This window comes from Helicobacter pylori, from assembly GCF_011175115.1.
Lineage (GTDB): Bacteria > Campylobacterota > Campylobacteria > Campylobacterales > Helicobacteraceae > Helicobacter > Helicobacter pylori_DF.
Map to the genome: position 1 here is coordinate 43904 of NZ_SHOW01000001.1, position 18951 is coordinate 62854.

At 38.0% G+C, this 18951-nt stretch carries 15 protein-coding genes and 1 tRNA gene; all 16 read left to right on the forward strand.

Features of this window, described 5'->3' with window-relative positions; genetic code table 11:
* Positions 1-150 precede the first annotated feature (150 nt).
* The gene (locus EXS92_RS00210; protein ID WP_242673968.1) at positions 151-2421 is read left to right on the forward strand and encodes a DEAD/DEAH box helicase family protein; all 2271 of its coding nucleotides are present in this window, start codon (positions 151-153) and stop codon (positions 2419-2421) included.
* Positions 2414-4045, forward strand: coding sequence for an N-6 DNA methylase (locus EXS92_RS00215; RefSeq protein WP_165515077.1), 1632 nt, complete (start codon positions 2414-2416; stop codon positions 4043-4045). The genes EXS92_RS00210 and EXS92_RS00215 overlap by 8 nt, the downstream gene beginning before the upstream one ends.
* A complete protein-coding gene (locus tag EXS92_RS00220) occupies positions 4038-5282 on the forward strand; it encodes a restriction endonuclease subunit S (RefSeq protein WP_165515079.1) in 1245 nt (414 codons plus the stop codon). The genes EXS92_RS00215 and EXS92_RS00220 overlap by 8 nt, the downstream gene beginning before the upstream one ends.
* Positions 5283-5664: 382 nt before the next feature.
* Positions 5665-5742: transfer RNA gene (locus EXS92_RS00225), tRNA-Pro, on the forward strand.
* 93 nt (positions 5743-5835) lie between these two features.
* Positions 5836-7863: an RNA degradosome polyphosphate kinase gene (locus EXS92_RS00230; RefSeq protein ID WP_165515082.1), complete on the forward strand. Its 2028-nt coding sequence runs from the start codon at positions 5836-5838 to the stop codon at positions 7861-7863.
* Between the two features lie 38 nt (positions 7864-7901).
* A complete protein-coding gene (locus tag EXS92_RS00235; RefSeq protein ID WP_165515084.1) occupies positions 7902-8957 on the forward strand; it encodes a quinone-dependent dihydroorotate dehydrogenase in 1056 nt (351 codons plus the stop codon).
* Positions 8954-10288 carry a zinc protease PqqE gene (gene pqqE / locus EXS92_RS00240; protein ID WP_165515086.1) on the forward strand — a complete coding sequence of 445 codons (1335 nt, stop codon included), beginning with the start codon at positions 8954-8956 and terminating at the stop codon, positions 10286-10288. The genes EXS92_RS00235 and pqqE overlap by 4 nt, the downstream gene beginning before the upstream one ends.
* Positions 10289-10302: 14 nt before the next feature.
* Positions 10303-11205 (forward strand): 4-hydroxy-tetrahydrodipicolinate synthase, encoded by a 903-nt coding sequence (dapA, locus tag EXS92_RS00245; protein WP_165515088.1) that lies wholly within the window; start codon positions 10303-10305, stop codon positions 11203-11205.
* Positions 11202-11990 (forward strand): enoyl-ACP reductase, encoded by a 789-nt coding sequence (locus tag EXS92_RS00250; RefSeq protein ID WP_139524182.1) that lies wholly within the window; start codon positions 11202-11204, stop codon positions 11988-11990. The genes dapA and EXS92_RS00250 overlap by 4 nt, the downstream gene beginning before the upstream one ends.
* A 9-nt stretch (positions 11991-11999) precedes the next feature.
* Positions 12000-12608 (forward strand): hypothetical protein, encoded by a 609-nt coding sequence (locus EXS92_RS00255; RefSeq protein WP_165515090.1) that lies wholly within the window; start codon positions 12000-12002, stop codon positions 12606-12608.
* Complete coding sequence (gene pgsA / locus EXS92_RS00260) at positions 12605-13144, forward strand: CDP-diacylglycerol--glycerol-3-phosphate 3-phosphatidyltransferase (protein WP_000866197.1); 540 nt, start codon at positions 12605-12607, stop codon at positions 13142-13144. The genes EXS92_RS00255 and pgsA overlap by 4 nt, the downstream gene beginning before the upstream one ends.
* Positions 13145-13396: 252 nt before the next feature.
* Positions 13397-14839, forward strand: coding sequence for an amino acid permease (locus EXS92_RS00265; protein ID WP_165515092.1), 1443 nt, complete (start codon positions 13397-13399; stop codon positions 14837-14839).
* A gap of 43 nt (positions 14840-14882) precedes the next feature.
* On the forward strand, positions 14883-16313 hold the full coding sequence (locus EXS92_RS00270) for a DegQ family serine endoprotease (protein ID WP_165515094.1): 1431 nt from the start codon (positions 14883-14885) through the stop codon (positions 16311-16313).
* A gap of 21 nt (positions 16314-16334) precedes the next feature.
* Positions 16335-17555: a bifunctional 2-C-methyl-D-erythritol 4-phosphate cytidylyltransferase/2-C-methyl-D-erythritol 2,4-cyclodiphosphate synthase gene (locus EXS92_RS00275; RefSeq protein WP_165515096.1), complete on the forward strand. Its 1221-nt coding sequence runs from the start codon at positions 16335-16337 to the stop codon at positions 17553-17555.
* Between the two features lie 21 nt (positions 17556-17576).
* Positions 17577-18473 carry an OriC activity response regulator gene (locus tag EXS92_RS00280; protein WP_033612902.1) on the forward strand — a complete coding sequence of 299 codons (897 nt, stop codon included), beginning with the start codon at positions 17577-17579 and terminating at the stop codon, positions 18471-18473.
* 225 nt (positions 18474-18698) lie between these two features.
* Positions 18699-18911, forward strand: coding sequence for a helix-turn-helix domain-containing protein (locus EXS92_RS00285; RefSeq protein ID WP_000973020.1), 213 nt, complete (start codon positions 18699-18701; stop codon positions 18909-18911).
* The last annotated feature ends 40 nt before the right edge of the window (positions 18912-18951 follow it).

Sequence of the window (18951 nt, forward strand, 5' to 3'; positions counted from 1 at the left end):
GACTACCAAGAAAGCCCCAAAGACACCCCCACAAACTCCCTTTTAACTTCGTTTTGCTCTCAAAAAAGGCTTTGCTTTATCCTAAAATACGGCATCAGTTTCTTAAAAGAAAAATCAGAGTTTAAAAAACACATTTGGCGTTATGCGCAGATGTTTGCGAGCTTGAACGTTTTAAAAGAATTGCAAAAGCATTATGAAAATAACCCCAAAGACCCCCTAAAAGGCATCATCTGGCACACGCAAGGCAGCGGTAAAACCGCCTTAACCTATCATTTAACCAAACTCATAAAAGATTTTTTTAGCCCGCTAGGGAAAAAGACTAAATTTTATTTTATTGTGGATAGGTTGGATTTATTAGAGCAAGCCAAAAACGAGTTTTTAAAAAGAGGCCTTTGTGTGCATGAGGCAGAAAATAAAGAGGATTTGAGCCAAAAATTAAAAAACTCTAGCGTTTTTGAAGGCTCTCAAGGGAATGATGAAATCATCGTTGTGAATATCCAAAAATTCAAAGCCCCCAATGAAGAAAAAGCCCCCAATGAAGACCCTTCTAGTGCTCCTAAAGAAATTATTTCTAAAACAGAATTACAAGAAGCAGCAAAAGACAGCCGCAATTTACAAAGGGTGTTTATCATAGATGAAGCCCACAGGAGCTATGATCCTAAAGGTTGCTTTTACGCCAATTTGATAGAATGCGACAAAACAGCGGTAAAAATCGCCCTCACAGGCACGCCCCTATTAGAAGACAACGCGCAAGATAAAGCCACTAAAAACACTTTTGGCAACTACTTGCACACCTATTCTTATACAGAATCCATTAAAGACAGACACACCCTAAAACTCCAGTTAGAAATCATTGAAAAGAGCTACAAAGAAAAACTACAAGCAATCTATCGCCTTTTACAAGAAAGCATCACTATTGAAGATGTAGAGGTTAAAAAAGAATTTATTTTTAATCATGAAAGATACATTAAAGAAATGCTCTATTATATCATCAGAGATTTATTGAATTTCAGGCGTGTAAATAATGATGAACATTTAAAGGCTATGGTGGTTTGTTTTTCAAGTGATCAAGCCAGGTTAGCTAATTGTCTTTTTAATGAAATCCAAGAAAAAGTCTTACAAGAAAACCCCAACCTAAGGATTTTAAACAAACTCCAATCCAGCCTGATTTTGCATGACGAACAAGAAGTCAAAGAAAAGATTTATTCTTTTAAACATGGAGATACGGATATAGTCTTTGTGTTTAACATGCTTTTAACCGGCTTTGATTTACCCAATCTCAAACGCCTTTATATCCACAGAGAATTAAAAGATCATAATTTGCTCCAAGCCCTAGCCAGAGTGAATCGCCCTTATAACAACATATCTTTTGGCTACCTTATAGATTTTGTAGGGATTAAAGAAAATTATGACAAAACGACTGATGATTATTTGAAAGAATTAAACCAATTCAATCAAAGCGATTTTAATATTAAAGATAATCTCAAAGACATTTTTGCGGATCGTGAGGTTTTAGAACAAGACATTAAAAACGCCTATGGTGATCTTTTTGATTACCCCATTGACAATATAGGGGACATGACTAGCGCCATTGTGAATATGAGCGACATTAACGAGTTGCAAAAAGTTTCACACGCCATCAACATGCTCAAAGAGCGCTACAATTTAATCCGCACTTCTAATGATAAAAAAATCCTTTCATTAAAAGAAAAAATTGATATTGAAAAGATCAATAAAATCTCTTCAACGCTTCATAAAAAAGCCAAACACCTCCATGCGTTAAAAAATATCAATGAGCCTAAAAACCCAAACGATTTAATCATTTTAGAAGACCTCATCGCTCTTTTAGACTTTAAAATAGAGTATAAAGAAAGCAAAGAATTACACTTCAAAGAAAGCGAAGAAATTACCACCAAACAAAAGCAAGCTAAAGAGATTTTAGAAAAAATCCCGGATCAAAAAGATAAAGAAATCCAAAAGATTTATAAAGACTTTTCAAAACTGCTCCAAACGCCCGCAACAAGCCAGAATTTTGATGGGATTTCTCGTTCTTATAGCGCGATCATTTCACAACTCAAACGACACAACCAACAAACCACCCACCTATTAAATAAATACGATAATGCTTTAGCTTATGCGATCACGCACAAACGCCTCCACGAACGCCTCATGGAAAAAAACATTTCTAAGGGAATTTTCACGCTTTTAAGCGCCTTAAAAAGCGCTATTGATGAGCGTATTTCTAAGCGTCAAGAAATCTTAAACGAAGAATATCACCTAAAAAATGCCATAAGACTAGAATTAAGGAACGCTTTCAAAGAAAACCCCTCCTTAAAAGATTTAGAAAAAGAAAAAGAACTTATCATTCAAACCCTTTTTAACGAGCTACAAAACCACCATCAAGGAAATTTGAATGCCTAATAACGCTTTATTGCAAATCAAACAAGACACCCTAAGCCTCATTGATGATTTAAAAGTCACTTGCGCGAGTTTTGGTTTAGGGAACGACGGCAACGAATACAAGATCATCACGCAATGCTTTTTGTATAAATTCTTATGCGATAAATTTGAATTCCTTTTTGAACAAGAATTTCCTAACCAAACAATACAAGATTACAAAGACTTTAACGAAGAAGAAAAAGAAGATTTTTTCATTACCTTAATAGATAAAAGACTCCCCAAACTCGCCTATGATGATCTTTTAAGCTATCTTTTTGAAAAACATTTTAACGATAACGATTTGCACCTAAAGCTAGACACTATTTTTAATCGTATTTCTAGCAATAATGCCGAGCTTTTCAACACCAAAAGCACGGATGAAACCAATATCGCCCTATTTGAAAGCATCTCACAATACATTAATGAAGAGTCTAAAAGGGCTAATTTCACCAGAGTTTTACTAGACAAACTCAAAAATTTTGATTTCAAACAAGCTTTTTTAAACCTGCAAAACCAACAAGGCTATGATTTTTTCGCCCCCATTTTTGAATACTTACTCAAAGATTACAATAACGCCAGCGGAGGCAAATACGCCGAATACTACACCCCTTTAAGCATCGCTAGCATCATTGCTAAGCTTTTAGTTAATGAGCCAACTAAAAATGTCAAAATCTATGACCCAAGTGCAGGCACAGGAACGCTTTTAATGGCATTAGCCCACCAAATAGGCACGGATTCTTGCACCCTTTATGCCCAAGACATTTCGCAAAAATCCTTAAAAATGCTCAAACTCAACCTCATTTTAAACGACTTGACCCACTCTTTAAAATACGCCATTGAGGGAAACACTTTAACCAACCCCTACCATTCTAAAGAATGTAAAGGGAAAATGGATTACATCGTGAGTAACCCCCCTTTCAAGCTGGATTTTTCCAACGAGCATGCCGAGATTTCGCAAAACAAAAACGATTTTTTCTTAGGCGTGCCTAATATCCCTAAAAACGATAAAAGCAAAATGCCCATTTACACGCTCTTTTTCCAGCATTGCTTGAACATGCTTAGCTATAAGGGTAAGGGGGCTATAATCGTGCCAACCGGATTCATTAGTGCTAAAAGCGGGATAGAAAATAAGATTGTCAGGCATTTAGTGGATGAAAAGCTCGTTTATGGGGTGATTTGCATGCCCAGTCAAGTTTTTGCCAACACCGGCACTAATGTGAGCATCATCTTTTTTAAAAAAACGCCAAGTGTAAATGAAGTGGTTTTGATTGACGCTTCCAAACTCGGCGAAGAATACACCGAAAACAAAAACAAAAAAACGCGCTTAAGAGGGAGCGATATTGATTTAATTTTAGAAACTTTTCAAAATAAAACCCAAAAAGCGGATTTTTGCGCTCTGGTTTCTTTTGATAAAATCATAGAAAAAAATTATTCCCTAAACCCCGGGCAGTATTTCACTATAGAGGACACAAGCGAGAAAATAAGCCAAGCAGAGTTTGAAAACTTAATGCAACAATATTCAAGCGAATTGACAAGCCTTTTTGATGAAAGCCAGAGCTTGCAACAAGAAATTTTAGAAACTTTAAAAGGGGTTAGGTTTGAGTGAGTGGCAAACATTTTGTTTAAAAGATTTAGGAAAAATCGTAACAGGAAAAACCCCTAAAACTTCTAATTTAGATTTTTTTAATGGCAAATACATGTTTATTACGCCAAATGATTTGCATGGCACATATCGTATTATTAAAACATTAAGAACGCTTAGTGATAGTGGTTTAAAAAGCATACAGAACAACACAATAAATAATATAAGCATTCTTGTAGGGTGTATAGGTGATGTGGGTATGGTTCGCATGTGTTTTGATAAATGCGCAACAAATCAACAAATAAATTCTATTACAGACATTAAAGATTTTTGTAATCCATACTACTTGTACTACTATTTATCTAATAAAAAAGAACTTTTTAAAAATATAGCTCTCTCTACAGTTGTGCCAATTATTCCAAAAACAATTTTTCAAGAAATAGAAGTCTTATTGCCAAATATAGAAACACAACAAAAAATCGCCCGCACGCTTTCTATCCTAGACCAAAAAATAGAGAACAACCACAAAATCAATGAGCTTTTACACAAAATCCTAGAACTTCTTTATGAGCAATACTTCGTTCGTTTTGATTTTTTAGATGAAAACAACAAACCCTATCAAACTAGCGGCGGAAAAATGAAATTTTCTAAAGAATTAAACCGCCTTATCCCTAACGATTTTGAAGTTAAAACGCTAGGAGAATTAATGGATATTTTCAGCGGTTATTCTTTTCAATCAAATACATACAGCAACAACAAAAATGATCATATTTTAATCACAAATAAAAATGTTCAACATTCATTAGTTGATTTAAGCATTACAACTAACCTTTTATTTTTACCGAAAAAACTCCCTAAATATTGCCTATTAAAGCCAACAAATATTTTAATCACATTAACAGGACATATTGGACGCTGTGCCTTAGTGTTTTCAAAAAATTGCATTTTAAATCAGCGTGTCGGCGTAGTTTTACCAAAAGAAAAAGAACTAAACCCCTTTTATTATTCTTTGATAAGAAATCCCCTATTCTCAGCCATACTACAGAGAAACGCTATAGGATCATCTCAACAAAATTTGAGCCCTATTGACACCTTAAAAATTCAAATCCCTTTCAACCATAAAATAATCAAGCAATACTCAAAAACATGCGAAAATATCATTAAATTACTTGTATCCAACATGCAATCAACCCAAACCCTAACCGCGCTCAGAGATTTTCTGCTCCCCCTACTCCTAAAACAACAAGTCAAACCCCAATGAAAAATTTTAAAACAAATAGTAACCATAGATTTGACCCCAGCGCTCTTGTGCCAGAGCCAAAATTTTAGTATAATGGCGTTGCGGATACCATTAAAACTATGGTTACTAATAGTAATCTCATGTTAGGTTATCTCCTTTCGAGGTAACCACCCACTGTTACCCCCAACCCTAACATACTCCAAATACCGCAACCAAAGAGAAAACCAAGGGATTACTACTTGCGTTCGTTTATTATAGAATAAATCAACCCAAAAAACGCTAAAAAAATTTTAAGCGATCTTTCAGGGTTAAATGAAGTTTTATTCAAAAAATGAAGTTTTACAAAAAAGAGTTTTTAAACAACAACTAAGCAAATTCGCGCTACAATCTCTCTTTTTGATTGCGGAGTATGGCGCAGCCTGATTAGCGCGCACCCTTGGGGTGGGTGAGGTCGTGGGTTTGAATCCCGCTACTCCGACCATGACTTTTTAAAAAAGCTTCAACTATTATCATTTCATTATATAATCACACCAAGCAAACTGATTTTTAAACATGATGATTTAAAGGATTTCTATTGAATCGTTTCTTTAACCGAGAGCTTTCATGGTTAGCTTTTAACACAAGGGTTTTAAACGAAGCCAAAGATGAGAGCTTGCCTTTATTAGAGCGCTTGAAATTTTTAGCCATTTATGACACGAATTTAGACGAATTTTACATGATAAGAGTGGCCGGGCTTAAACAACTCTATGAGCATAAAATCGCCTCTAAAGGCATTGATGGCACAAACCCTGAAGAACAATTAGAAAAAATCAAGCATTATTTAGCGCATGAAATTGAAGAAAGGGAGTTGGAATTCCAAAAAATCCAAGCCCTACTCTTTAAAAAAGGGCTTTGTATCACCCCCTATAATGAATTGAATTTGGAGCAAAAAGCTAAGGCTAAAACCTATTTTAAAGAGCAACTTTATGCGTTAGTCTTGCCTTTTAAGTTGGATTCTTCGCACACTTTCCCGCCTTTAGCGAATTTGACTTTCGCGCTTTTTGCCCGCATTAAAGACAAAGAAACCCAAACCATCTCCTATGCGCTCATCAAACTCCCCTCTTTTATCTTCCGTTTTGTAGAGCTAGAAAAAGGCTTGTTTGTGCTGGCTGAAGAAATCGTAGAAGCGCATTTAGAAGAATTGTTTTTAGAGCATGAGATTTTAGATTGCATGGCGTTTAGGGTAACTTGCGATGCGGATATTGCCATCACTGAAGATGAAGCGCATGATTATGCGGATTTGATGAGTAAGAGTTTGAGGAAACGAAACCAAGGCGAAATCGTGCGCTTGCAAACCCAAAAAGGGAGTCAAGAGCTTTTAAAAACCCTTTTAGCGTCTTTAAGGAGTTTTCAAACCCATTCTTACAAAAAGCACAAGCTCACCGGCATGCATATCTATAAAAGCACGATCATGCTCAATTTAGGGGATTTGTGGGAATTGGTCAATCATAGCGATTTTAAAACCCTTAAATCACCCAATTTCACGCCCAAAATCCACCCTCATTTCAATGAAAACGATCTTTTCAAATCCATAGAAAAACAGGATCTGTTGCTGTTCCACCCTTATGAAAGTTTTGAACCTGTGATCGATTTAATAGAGCAAGCCGCTAATGATCCGACCACCCTTTCTATCAAAATGACGCTTTATCGTGTGGGCAAGCATTCCCCCATTGTCAAAGCCTTGATTGAAGCGGCGAGCAAGATTCAAGTGAGCGTTTTAGTGGAATTAAAAGCGCGTTTTGATGAAGAAAGCAATCTGCACTGGGCAAAAGCTTTAGAAAGGGCGGGCGCGTTAGTCGTTTATGGCGTTTTCAAACTCAAAGTGCATGCTAAAATGCTATTGATCACTAAAAAAACGGACAACCAGTTACGCCACTTCACCCATTTAAGCACGGGCAATTACAACCCTTTGAGCGCTAAAATCTATACCGATGTGAGTTTTTTTAGCGCTAAAAATGAAATCGCTAACGACATTATCAAGCTTTTCCATTCCTTGCTGACGAGCAGTGCGACTAGTAACGCATTAGAAACGCTTTTCATGGCGCCCAAACAGATCAAGCCTAAAATCATTGAACTCATTCAAAACGAAATGAATCACAAGCAAGAAGGCTATATCATTTTAAAAGCCAACGCCCTAGTGGATAGCGAAATCATTGAATGGCTCTATCAAGCCTCGCAAAAAGGGGTTAAAATCGATCTCATTATCAGAGGGATTTGCTGTTTAAAACCCCAAGTCAAGGACTTGAGCGAAAATATCAGGGTGTATTCTATCGTGGGGAAATATTTAGAACATGCACGCATTTATTATTTTAAACATGAAAATATTTATTTTTCTAGCGCGGATTTAATGCCTAGGAATTTAGAAAGGCGCGTGGAATTGCTCATTCCCGCCACAAACCCAAAGATCGCCAATAAATTGTTGCGTATTTTAGAAATCCAATTGAAAGACACCTTAAAACGCTACGAGTTAAATTCTAAAGGCCGTTACGCTAAAGTTTCAAACCCTAACGATCCTTTAAATTCACAGGATTATTTTGAAAAACAAGCCCTTAAAACCTTTTAAAGGGTTATCGTTCAAATCATCAAATATTAAGGATTAAAATGCTTTATTCATTAGTAAAAAAATATCTTTTTAGCCTAGACGCTGAAATCGCGCATGAAAAGGTTTGTCAAATTTTAAGAATATTTTCTAGATCGCCCTTTTTATGTAGTTTGATCCATTCTCAATGGGGTTATAAAAACCCAAAGCTTGAAAACGAAATTTTAGGCTTAAATTTCCCTAACCCCTTGGGCTTGGCCGCTGGTTTTGATAAAAACGCTTCCATGCTTAGGGCGTTGATCGCTTTTGGGTTTGGCTATTTAGAAGCAGGCACATTGACTAATATTGCGCAAAGCGGGAATGAAAAACCAAGGCTTTTTAGACACATTGAAGAAGAGTCCTTACAAAATGCGATGGGGTTTAATAATCATGGGGCGGTTTTAGGAGCGAGATCGTTCAATCGCTTCGCCCCCTATAAAACCCCTATTGGCATCAATTTAGGCAAAAACAAACACATAGAGCAAGCGCATGCCCTAGAAGATTACAAGGCGGTTTTAAATAAATGTTTAAACATTGGCGATTATTACACCTTCAACCTTTCTTCGCCCAACACCCCTAATTTAAGGGATTTACAAAACAAGGCGTTTGTGCATGAGCTTTTTTGCATGGCGAAAGAAACGACCCATAAGCCTTTATTTTTAAAAATCGCCCCGGATTTAGAAATAAACGACATGCTAGAAATCGTCAATAGCGCTATTGAAGCAGGAGCGCATGGGATTATTGCGACTAACACCACGATTAATAAAAGCCTGGTGTTCGCTCCTAAAGAAATGGGGGGCTTGAGCGGGAAATGCTTGACTAAAAAAAGCCGTGAAATCTTTAAAGAATTGGCTAAAGCTTTTTTTAATAAAAGCGTTCTTGTTTCTGTGGGGGGGATTAGCGATGCGAAAGAAGCTTATGAAAGGATTAAAATGGGAGCGAGTCTGTTACAAATTTATAGCGCTTTTATTTACAATGGGCCAAATTTATGCCAAAATATTCTTAAAGATTTGGTAAAATTACTCCAAAAAGATGGATTTTTGAGCGTTAAAGAGGCTATAGGAGCGGATTTAAGATGAAACATTTTTCTGTTAAAAGACTTTTGAGGCTTAGTTCTGTCTTGTTAGTCACTTTAGGAGCGAGCATGCACGCACAATCTTACTTACCCAAACATGAGAGCGTTACCTTAAAAAACGGGTTGCAAGTCGTAAGCGTCCCCTTAGAAAATAAAACCGGGGTTATAGAAGTGGATGTGCTTTATAAAGTCGGCTCTAGAAACGAAGTCATGGGCAAGAGCGGGATCGCTCACATGTTAGAGCATTTGAATTTTAAAAGCACCAAAAACCTTAAAGCCGGCGAATTTGATAAGATCGTTAAGCGTTTTGGGGGCGTGAGTAACGCTTCTACGAGTTTTGATATTACGCGCTACTTCATTAAAACCAGTCAGGCTAATTTGGATAAGTCTTTAGAATTGTTCGCTGAAACCATGGGGTCTTTGAATTTAAAAGAAGATGAATTTTTGCCTGAGCGTCAAGTGGTCGCTGAAGAAAGGCGATGGCGCACCGATAATTCCCCTATCGGCATGCTTTATTTCCGCTTTTTTAACACCGCTTATGTTTATCACCCCTACCATTGGACGCCCATTGGTTTTATGGACGATATTCAAAATTGGACTTTAAAAGACATTAAAAAATTCCATTCGCTCTATTATCAGCCTAAAAACGCTATCGTTTTAGTGGTGGGCGATGTCAATTCCCAAAAGGTTTTTGAACTGACTAAAAAGCATTTTGAATCCTTAAAGAACCTTGATGAAAAAGCTATCCCCACCCCTTACATGAAAGAACCTAAACAAGATGGGGCAAGAATGGCAGTCGTGCATAAAGATGGGGTCCATTTAGAATGGGTAGCGTTAGGGTATAAAGTGCCTGCTTTCAAGCATAAAGATCAAGTCGCCTTAGACGCGTTAAGCAAGCTTTTAGGCGAAGGCAAAAGCTCATGGTTGCAAAGCGAATTAGTGGATAAAAAACGCCTAGCTTCTCAAGCTTTCTCACACAACATGCAATTACAAGATGAAAGCGTGTTTTTATTCATTGCGGGGGGTAACCCTAATGTCAAAGCTGAAGCCTTACAAAAAGAAATCGTAGCGCTTTTAGAAAAGCTTAAAAAAGGCGAAATCACTCAAGCGGAATTAGACAAAATCAAAATCAATCAAAAAGCTGATTTTATTTCTAATTTAGAAAGTTCTAGCGATGTGGCGGGGCTTTTTGCAGACTATCTAGTGCAAAATGATCTTCAAGGCTTGACCGATTATCAGCAACAATTTTTGGATTTGAAAGTGAGCGATTTGGTGCGCGTGGCTAATGAATATTTTAAAGACACCCAATCAACCACCGTGTTTTTGAAACCTTAAAAGAGCCTTATCGCATGCAATTTCATTCATCTAGCGCGTTAATTACGCCTTTTAAAAAAGATTTGAGCGTTGATGAGGCCGCTTATGAAACCTTGATCAAGCGCCAAATTTTTCAGGGCATGGACGCATGCGTGCCTGTTGGCACGACAGGAGAATCCGCCACGCTCACCCACAAAGAGCATATGCGTTGCATTGAAATCGCCATAGAAACTTGCAAAAGCACTAAAACGCTCTCCAATTCACGCATGAAAGTGTTGGCCGGCGTGGGCAGTAACGCCACGAGCGAGTCCCTTTCTTTAGCAAAGTTCGCTCAAAAAATCGGTGCGGATGCGATTTTATGCGTAAGCCCTTATTATAACCGCCCCACCCAGCAAGGCTTGTTTGAACATTATAAAACTATCGCTCAATCGGTGGAAATCCCTGTCATGCTTTATGATGTGCCAAGCCGAACGGGCGTGTCTATTGAAATCCCAACCGCCCTTAAACTCTTTAGAGAAGTCCCTAACATTAAAGCCATTAAGGAAGCCTCTGGCTCTTTGAAAAGAGTAACAGAATTGCATTACTATGAAAAAGATTTTAAAATTTTTAGCGGGGAAGATTCGCTCAACCACTCTATCATGTTTTCAGGGGGGTGTGGCGTGATTTCAGTGACCGGTAATTTAATGCCCAATTTGATTTCACAGATGGTCAATTGCGCACTCGAACTTGAATACCAACAAGCCCTAGAAATCCAAAATAAGCTTTTTAGTTTGCATCAAGCCCTTTTTGTAGAAACAAATCCCATCCCCATTAAAATGGCTATGCATTTAGCCGGCTTGATTGAAAACCCAAGCTACAGACTGCCTTTAGTGGCCCCAAGCAAAGAAACGATTCAACTTTTAGAAAAAACTTTACAACAATATGAGGTAATTGCATGAATCATTCCAACCACATGAAAAATAAAACCCTAGTGATCAGCGGCGCGACGAGAGGGATTGGTAAGGCGATATTGTATCGCTTCGCTCAAAGCGGCGTGAATATCGCTTTCACTTACAATAGAAATGTTGAAGAAGCCAACAAAATCATAGAAGATGTGGAGCAAAAATATTCCATTAAAGCCAAAGCCTACCCCCTTAATGTTTTAGAGCCTGAGCAATACACGGAGCTTTTCAAACAAATTGACGCGGATTTTGACAGAGTGGATTTTTTTATTTCTAACGCTATTATTTATGGGCGTTCTGTCGTGGGCGGATTTGCACCGTTCATGCGATTAAAACCTAAAGGGTTAAACAATATTTACACAGCCACTGTGTTAGCGTTTGTGGTGGGGGCTCAAGAAGCGGCAAAACGCATGCAAAAAATAGGCGGCGGGGCGATCGTGAGCTTAAGCTCTACCGGGAATTTGGTCTATATGCCTAATTACGCCGGGCATGGCAATTCTAAAAACGCCGTAGAAACCATAGTCAAATACGCTGCTGTTGATTTAGGCGAGTTTAACATTAGAGTGAATGCAGTGAGTGGCGGGCCTATTGATACAGACGCTTTGAAAGCCTTCCCTGATTATGTGGAGATTAAAGAAAAAGTAGAAGAGCAATCGCCCCTAAAACGCATGGGCAATCCTAACGATCTAGCCGGAGCGGCTTATTTTTTATGCGATGAAACCCAAAGCGGTTGGCTTACAGGGCAAACGATCGTTGTGGATGGTGGGACTACTTTTAAATAAAGATTTTTTTTGAAAAACATTATCCATATCCACCAAAATAAAGAGTTGCAATTCATTAAAAAATGCTTGTTGGGCTATTTTTTCGCCCCTTTGTGTGGGGCTATCCTTTTGGTTTTTTCTATCGCTTTAAGCGGTGCGAAACCGCTCCAAGTTTCTAATCTCTTTAGTAGTCAATCGGCTTATATCGTCTTACTATCTCTTTTTTTATGCGCACTTGGGTTTATTGTGGGGGCGGTTGGTTTTTATAGGCTTTCTAAAATCACACGCCATCTGAGTTTTTTTGAAAATTTTGCTTTCAGTTTTTTAGCGGTGATTTTATGCGCTCTTTTAAGCTATCTTATCCCTAACGCTAGTAACGCTCTTTCGCTAATCGGTAATGGCGTTTCTATTTTCTATTTGCACAAACTCTATAGAGAATTGAGCCTTTACACGCAAGAAAGGTTTTTTTTAAGCGGGTTTAGGTTATTGCTTTTTAGTTTCATGCTGGCTCTTTTAGGGGTTTTAGCGCAAGCCTTAGGCGTTATCTTTTTAGGGGTGGCTGTGATTTTAATGTGTGTGGCGCTCAGTTTTTTAGGGCGTGCGTTTTTGAATTTTTCACAAGTCTTTTTGAAAGCATGAAAGTTTTAAAACTCCTGCCTAATTTTTTAACGATTTTACGCATTGTCTTATCCTTATTTTTATTATTTTTATTGTTAAACACGCGCACTTATTTTAGTTTTTTAACCCCCTTTCACATTAACATGATCTCTTCATTGGTTTTTTTGTTTGCCGCGCTCACGGATTTATTGGACGGCTATATCGCTAGAAGCTATAAAGCCAAATCGCGCTTTGGGGAAATCTTTGACCCTTTAGCGGATAAAATCCTTATTTTGAGCGCGTTTTTAGGGCTAGTTTATTTGGATCGTGTGAATGCGTGGATCCCGTTTGTGATTTTAGGGCGTGAATTTTTTATTTCAGGGCTTAGGGTTTTAGCCGCTAATGAAAAAAAGGATATTCCTGTCAATGCACTAGGCAAGTATAAAACCGTTTCTCAAGTCGTGGCGATTGGCGCTTTATTGGCTAACTTAACTTACTCTTATGTGCTTGTGGCCATAGCGGTTTTTTTAACCCTTTATTCGGGGATAGATTACACGATTAAATATTATAAATCTTAAGTTTTAAATTGATTTTATAATACTGATAATAAAACACAAAAGAATTGATGCCAGTCAAGCGATAGCTTTTTAAGAAAACGAGTTTAATAAAGTAACCAAAATCCCATTTTTAAAAAATTAAAAATATTAAAATTTAATAAGGCTTATCCAATTTGATTAAAACAAATCCTTATTTTTATTTAAAAAAAATCATTTTATTTTATTTTTGTTATAATTCAAGCTATTTTTATTTTCAATCTAAGGAGGTGTCGCATGGACAATCAAGAGATAACGCATCAAAATATCGCGCAAAAACAAGGCGAGCTTAAAAGAGACATGAAAATGCGCCATCTCTTAATGATTGCATTTGGGGGAGCGATTGGCACAGGGCTTTTTGTAGGCACTGGAGGTAATATTGCGAGCGCTGGCCCTTTAGGGACCTTGATCGCTTATTGTTTTGGAGGGCTTGTGGTTTATTGCATCATGCTCTCTTTAGGCGAATTGGCTAGCGTTTATCCCACTACGGGAAGTTTTGGGGATTATGCGGCTAAATTCATAGGCCCTGGCACGGGCTATATGGTTTTTTGGATGTATTGGCTTGGCTGGGTAATCACGGTGGCGTTAGAATACATCGCTATAGGCATGCTCATGCAACGCTGGTTTGTAAATATTCCCATCCATTATTGGGTCATTTCATGCATTGCGTTAGTTTTTTTATTGAACTTTTTTTCGGTTAAAATTTTTGCCGAGGGCGAGTTTTTCTTTAGCCTGATTAAAGTTTTAGCGGTGATCGCTTTTATAGGCATTGGCGTAATTGGGATCATTTATCAAATCTATTTGCATGGGTTTAGTTCTATTTTTGATAATTTCCATTTTGGCGATAGGGGGTTTTTCCCTAACGGGAGCGCGGCGGTTTTTAGCGCAATGCTCGCTGTCATTTTTGCTTTCACTGGCACAGAGGTGATTGGGGTGGCTGTGGGAGAGACTAAAAACGCTAGCGAAGTGATGCCCAAAGCGATTAAAGCGACCTTGTGGCGGATTGTCTTTTTCTTTTTAGGCTCTGTGTTTGTCATTTCTGTTTTTTTACCCATGAATGATTCTTCTATCGCGCAAAGCCCTTTTGTGAGCGTTTTAGAACGCGTTAATTTGCCTTTTATTGGCATGGGTATCCCTTATGTGGCTGATATAATGAACGCTGTTATCATTACGGCGATGTTTTCTACCGCTAATTCAGGGCTTTATGGAGCGAGCCGCATGATTTATGGGCTGTCCAAACAAAAGATGTTTTTTAAGGTTTTTTCCCAGCTCAACCGACAAGGCACGCCCACTTATGCGATGCTTTTTTCCCTTTCTTTTTCTCTCATAGGGCTTTTAGTCCAAATTTATGCCAAAGAAAATGTCGTGGAAGCCTTGATTAATGTGATCAGTTTCACGGTGATTATCGTGTGGGTTAGCGTGTCCATTTCGCAATATTCTTTCCGTAAGCAATACTTAAAAGCCGGGCATTCTTTAGAGGATTTGCCCTATAAAGCCCCTTTCCTGCCCTTTTTGCAACTCATAGGGATCACTGGGTGTATTATCGGCGTGATCGGTTCGGCTATGGATAAGGATCAACGCATCGGGATGATTTTGACGATTGTTTTTGCTGTTGTGTGTTACATTGGATACTATTTTACACAAAAAGCTAATGAAAATAACAAGAAAGATTTGATATAATCTTTTTTTAATTTTGAAATTGACATCAATCAAGGAAGTAACCATGATGAAAAAAACCCTTTTTATCTCTTTGGCTTTAGCGTTAAGCTTGAATGCGGGCAATATCCAAATCCAAAACATGCCCAAAGTGAAAGAGCGAATAAGCGTCCCCTCTAAAGAGGATACGATCTATTCTTACCACGATTCTATTAAGGATTCTATTAAAGCGGTGGTGAATATCTCTACTGAAAAGAAGATTAAAAATAGCTTTATAGGTGGCGGTGTGTTTAATGACCCCTTTTTCCAACAATTTTTTGGGGATTTGGGCGGCATGATCCCTAAAGAAAGAATGGAAAGGGCTTTAGGCAGCGGCGTAATCATTTCTAAAGATGGCTATATTGTAACTAATAACCATGTGATTGATGGTGCAGATAAGATTAAAGTTACCATTCCAGGGAGCAATAAAGAATATTCCGCCACTTTAGTAGGCACGGATTCTGAAAGCGATTTAGCGGTGATTCGCATCACTAAAGACAATCTGCCCACGATCAAATTCTCTGATTCTAACGATATTTCAGTGGGCGATTTGGTTTTTGCGATTGGTAACCCTTTTGGCGTGGGCGAAAGCGTTACGCAAGGCATTGTTTCAGCACTCAATAAAAGCGGGATTGGGATCAACAGCTATGAGAATTTCATTCAAACAGACGCTTCTATTAATCCTGGAAATTCCGGCGGTGCTTTGATTGATAGCCGTGGAGGGTTAGTAGGGATTAATACCGCTATTATCTCTAAAACTGGGGGTAACCACGGCATTGGCTTTGCCATCCCTTCTAACATGGTTAAAGATATTGTAACCCAACTCATTAAAACCGGTAAGATTGAGAGAGGTTACTTGGGCGTGGGCTTGCAAGATTTGAGTGGCGATTTGCAAAATTCTTATGACAATAAAGAAGGGGCGGTAGTCATTAGCGTAGAAAAAGACTCTCCGGCTAAAAAAGCAGGGATTTTGGTGTGGGATTTGATCACCGAAGTCAATGGGAAAAAGGTTAAAAACACGAACGAATTGAGGAATCTAATCGGCTCTATGCTACCCAATCAAAGAGTAACCTTAAAAGTCATTAGAGATAAAAAAGAACGCACCTTCACTCTCACTCTTGCTGAAAGGAAAAACCCCAACAAAAAAGAAACAATTTCTGCTCAAAACGGTGCACAAGGCCAATTGAACGGGCTTCAAGTAGAAGATTTAACTCAAAAAACCAAAAGGTCTATGCGTTTGAGCGATGATGTTCAAGGGGTTTTGGTCTCTCAAGTGAATGAAAATTCTCCAGCAGAACAAGCCGGCTTTAGGCAAGGCAACATTATCACAAAAATTGAAGAGGTTGAAGTTAAAAGCGTTGCGGATTTTAACCATGCTTTAGAAAAGTATAAAGGCAAACCCAAACGATTCTTAGTTTTAGATTTGAATCAAGGTTATAGGATCATTTTGGTGAAATGATAGAGGTGGGTTGTTAGTCGCATGTCTTTGATTAGAGTGAATGGGGAAGCTTTTAAACTCTCTTTAGAAAGTTTGGAAGAAGACTCTTTTGAAACTAAAGAAACGCTAGAAACGCTTGTTAAACAAACGAGCGTTGTTTTATTGGCCGCTGGGGAATCTAGGCGTTTTTCTCAAACAATCAAAAAACAATGGTTGCGCTCTAATCATACCCCCTTATGGCTCAGCGTTTATGAAAGCTTTAAAGAAGCCCTAGACTTTAAAGAAATCCTTTTAGTCGTAAGCGAATTGGATTATATTTATATCAAACGCCATTACCCTGAAATCAAGCTTGTAAAAGGCGGGGCATCAAGGCAAGAATCCGTGTGCAACGCTTTAAAAATAATTGATAGCGCTTACACGCTCACCAGCGATGTGGCTAGGGGTTTAGCGAATATGGAAGCGCTTAAAAGTTTGTTTTTGACCCTCCAACAAACGAGTCATTATTGCATCGCTCCTTACTTGCCTTGCTATGACACAGCGATCTATTATAACGAAGCTTTAGACAGAGAAGCGATCAAACTCATTCAAACCCCGCAATTAAGCCACACCAAAACGCTCCAATCAGCCCTAAATCAAGGGGATTTTAAAGATGAAAGCAGTGCGATTTTGCAAGCTTTCCCTGATCATGTGAGTTATATTGAAGGCAGTAAAAATTTGCACAAACTCACCACAAGCGACGATTTGAAACATTTCGCGCTCTTTTTCAACCCAGCAAAGGACACTTTTATAGGCATGGGTTTTGATACGCATGCATTCATTAAAGATAAGCCTATGGTTTTAGGGGGGGTTGTTTTAGATTGCGAGTTTGGGTTAAAGGCCCATAGCGATGGCGATGCTTTGTTGCATGCGGTTATTGATGCGATTTTAGGAGCGATTAAAGGGGGGGATATTGGCGAATGGTTCCCTGATAATGACCCGCAATACAAAAACGCCTCTTCTAAAGAGCTTTTAAAAATCGTGTTGGATTTTTCTCAAAGCATTGGGTTTGAATTGCTTGAAATGGGAGCGACCATCTTTAGCGAAATCCCTAAAATCACTCCTTACAAACCGGCGATTTTAGAGAATTTGAGCCAACTTTTAGGTTTAGAAAAATCTCAAATCAGCTTGAAAGCCACCACAATGGAAAAAATGGGGTTCATTGGCAAACAAGAAGGGCTGTTAGTCCAAGTGCATGTGAGCATGCGTTATAAACAAAAACTTTAAATGCGATAAAAGGAAGAATTGATGAAAATCTTAATCATTGAAGATGATTTAGCGCTAGCTAGGAGTATCTCTCATAATTTGCATGATTTGGGGCATTTTTGCGAGATCATCTCTAGCATTTCAGAAGAAAATAAAGAGCCTTATGATGTGATTTTAGTTTCTTCTAAAGTTTGCACTCAAGGGCGTTGCGAACATTTTGTGCGTTATAATTCCAAGCAAATCATTATCATGATGGCTTCGCATGTCAATGAAGATGGCGTGAATAAACCCATTCAAGCGGGAGCGAGAGATTATATTCTAAAACCTTTTAAAATGGATGAATTGTTGCGTAAGATCCAATACCACAGAGCTTATCAAGAAATGACCGCTCGCTTGGGATTTTATGAAAATTACTTGGATTTTATCCATGCGGAATTGCCCTTGCCTAAAGATTTTTCTTACAGGCCGCCCTTTATCATCCACACGCCCTCTCAAGAGCTTGCGAACGCTTATTTATTGCAATACGCTAAAGAAAGGCAAATGGATTTTTCTTTTTTCTCTTTAAAGGATACCACTTGGAAAGAGCTATACAAGAATAAAGACAAACTAGAACGCCCTTTTTACATCATGCATTTAGAAGAGCTTAAAAAAGACGAGCAATTGAAATTGCTAGAATTGGCCCGTTCATGCCCTATTGTTTTGTCTTATACTCATAAAGAACCCCTAGAATTTCCTAAAATTGTGAGCATTGAATGCGGCAATAAACCCCTATCTTTGTTCAGCAATAACACGACCTTTCTTTCCATTCAAGAATACGAAAAGGAAGCGATCAGGCATTTTTCTTCTACCTGCACGGACACGGAATTAGCCAACAAGCTTGGCATTAGCCGCAAAAGCCTTTGGGAAAAACGCCGGAAGTATAACTTACCTCGCAAATAAAAGAAAATCCTTAAGCCCTGTTTTTTGTGGGACATTGATCATAAAATGCAAGAATGCCAAAAGCGTTTTTACCGATATTATGTAGCAAACGCACCTAGATTTTAATTACTTTTAAAAAATAAAATTCTATTATATCTATAAAAAATAACGACTGTTACTTATAATCCGTTGCATTAAAAACACCAAAAGCATTACAATTGCCGAAATTTAGAGAAATGCGAGCTAATGATGATTTTACAAAATTTTGGCACAGCAATAAGACAGTTAAGAGAAAAAACTGGTTTAAGTCAAGAAAAATTTGCACTGTCAATCGATATGGATAGAACATATTATGCTTCTGTAGAAAACGGTAAAAGAAATATTTCTTTGAAAAATATTAAAAAAATTGCCGATGGTCTTGGCGTTTCTCTTGAAACACTATTTCAAAACCTAAAATAAATCAAATTTTCTTGCCTATCTAATTAAATAAATCCTTAAA

Bases quoted from the DNA above. Each gene is read 5' to 3' on its own strand.
- EXS92_RS00210 (WP_242673968.1), top strand. From the start codon at position 151: ATGTTTGCGAGCTTGAACGTTTTAAAAGAATTGCAAAAGCATTATGAA.
- EXS92_RS00215 (WP_165515077.1), top strand. From the start codon at position 2,414: ATGCCTAATAACGCTTTATTGCAAATCAAACAAGACACCCTAAGCCTC.
- EXS92_RS00235 (WP_165515084.1), top strand. From the start codon at position 7,902: ATGCTTTATTCATTAGTAAAAAAATATCTTTTTAGCCTAGACGCTGAA.
- pqqE (WP_165515086.1), top strand. From the start codon at position 8,954: ATGAAACATTTTTCTGTTAAAAGACTTTTGAGGCTTAGTTCTGTCTTG.
- dapA (WP_165515088.1), top strand. From the start codon at position 10,303: ATGCAATTTCATTCATCTAGCGCGTTAATTACGCCTTTTAAAAAAGAT.
- EXS92_RS00250 (WP_139524182.1), top strand. From the start codon at position 11,202: ATGAATCATTCCAACCACATGAAAAATAAAACCCTAGTGATCAGCGGC.
- pgsA (WP_000866197.1), top strand. From the start codon at position 12,605: ATGAAAGTTTTAAAACTCCTGCCTAATTTTTTAACGATTTTACGCATT.
- EXS92_RS00265 (WP_165515092.1), top strand. From the start codon at position 13,397: ATGGACAATCAAGAGATAACGCATCAAAATATCGCGCAAAAACAAGGC.
- EXS92_RS00270 (WP_165515094.1), top strand. From the start codon at position 14,883: ATGATGAAAAAAACCCTTTTTATCTCTTTGGCTTTAGCGTTAAGCTTG.
- EXS92_RS00275 (WP_165515096.1), top strand. From the start codon at position 16,335: ATGTCTTTGATTAGAGTGAATGGGGAAGCTTTTAAACTCTCTTTAGAA.
- EXS92_RS00280 (WP_033612902.1), top strand. From the start codon at position 17,577: ATGAAAATCTTAATCATTGAAGATGATTTAGCGCTAGCTAGGAGTATC.
- EXS92_RS00285 (WP_000973020.1), top strand. From the start codon at position 18,699: ATGATGATTTTACAAAATTTTGGCACAGCAATAAGACAGTTAAGAGAA.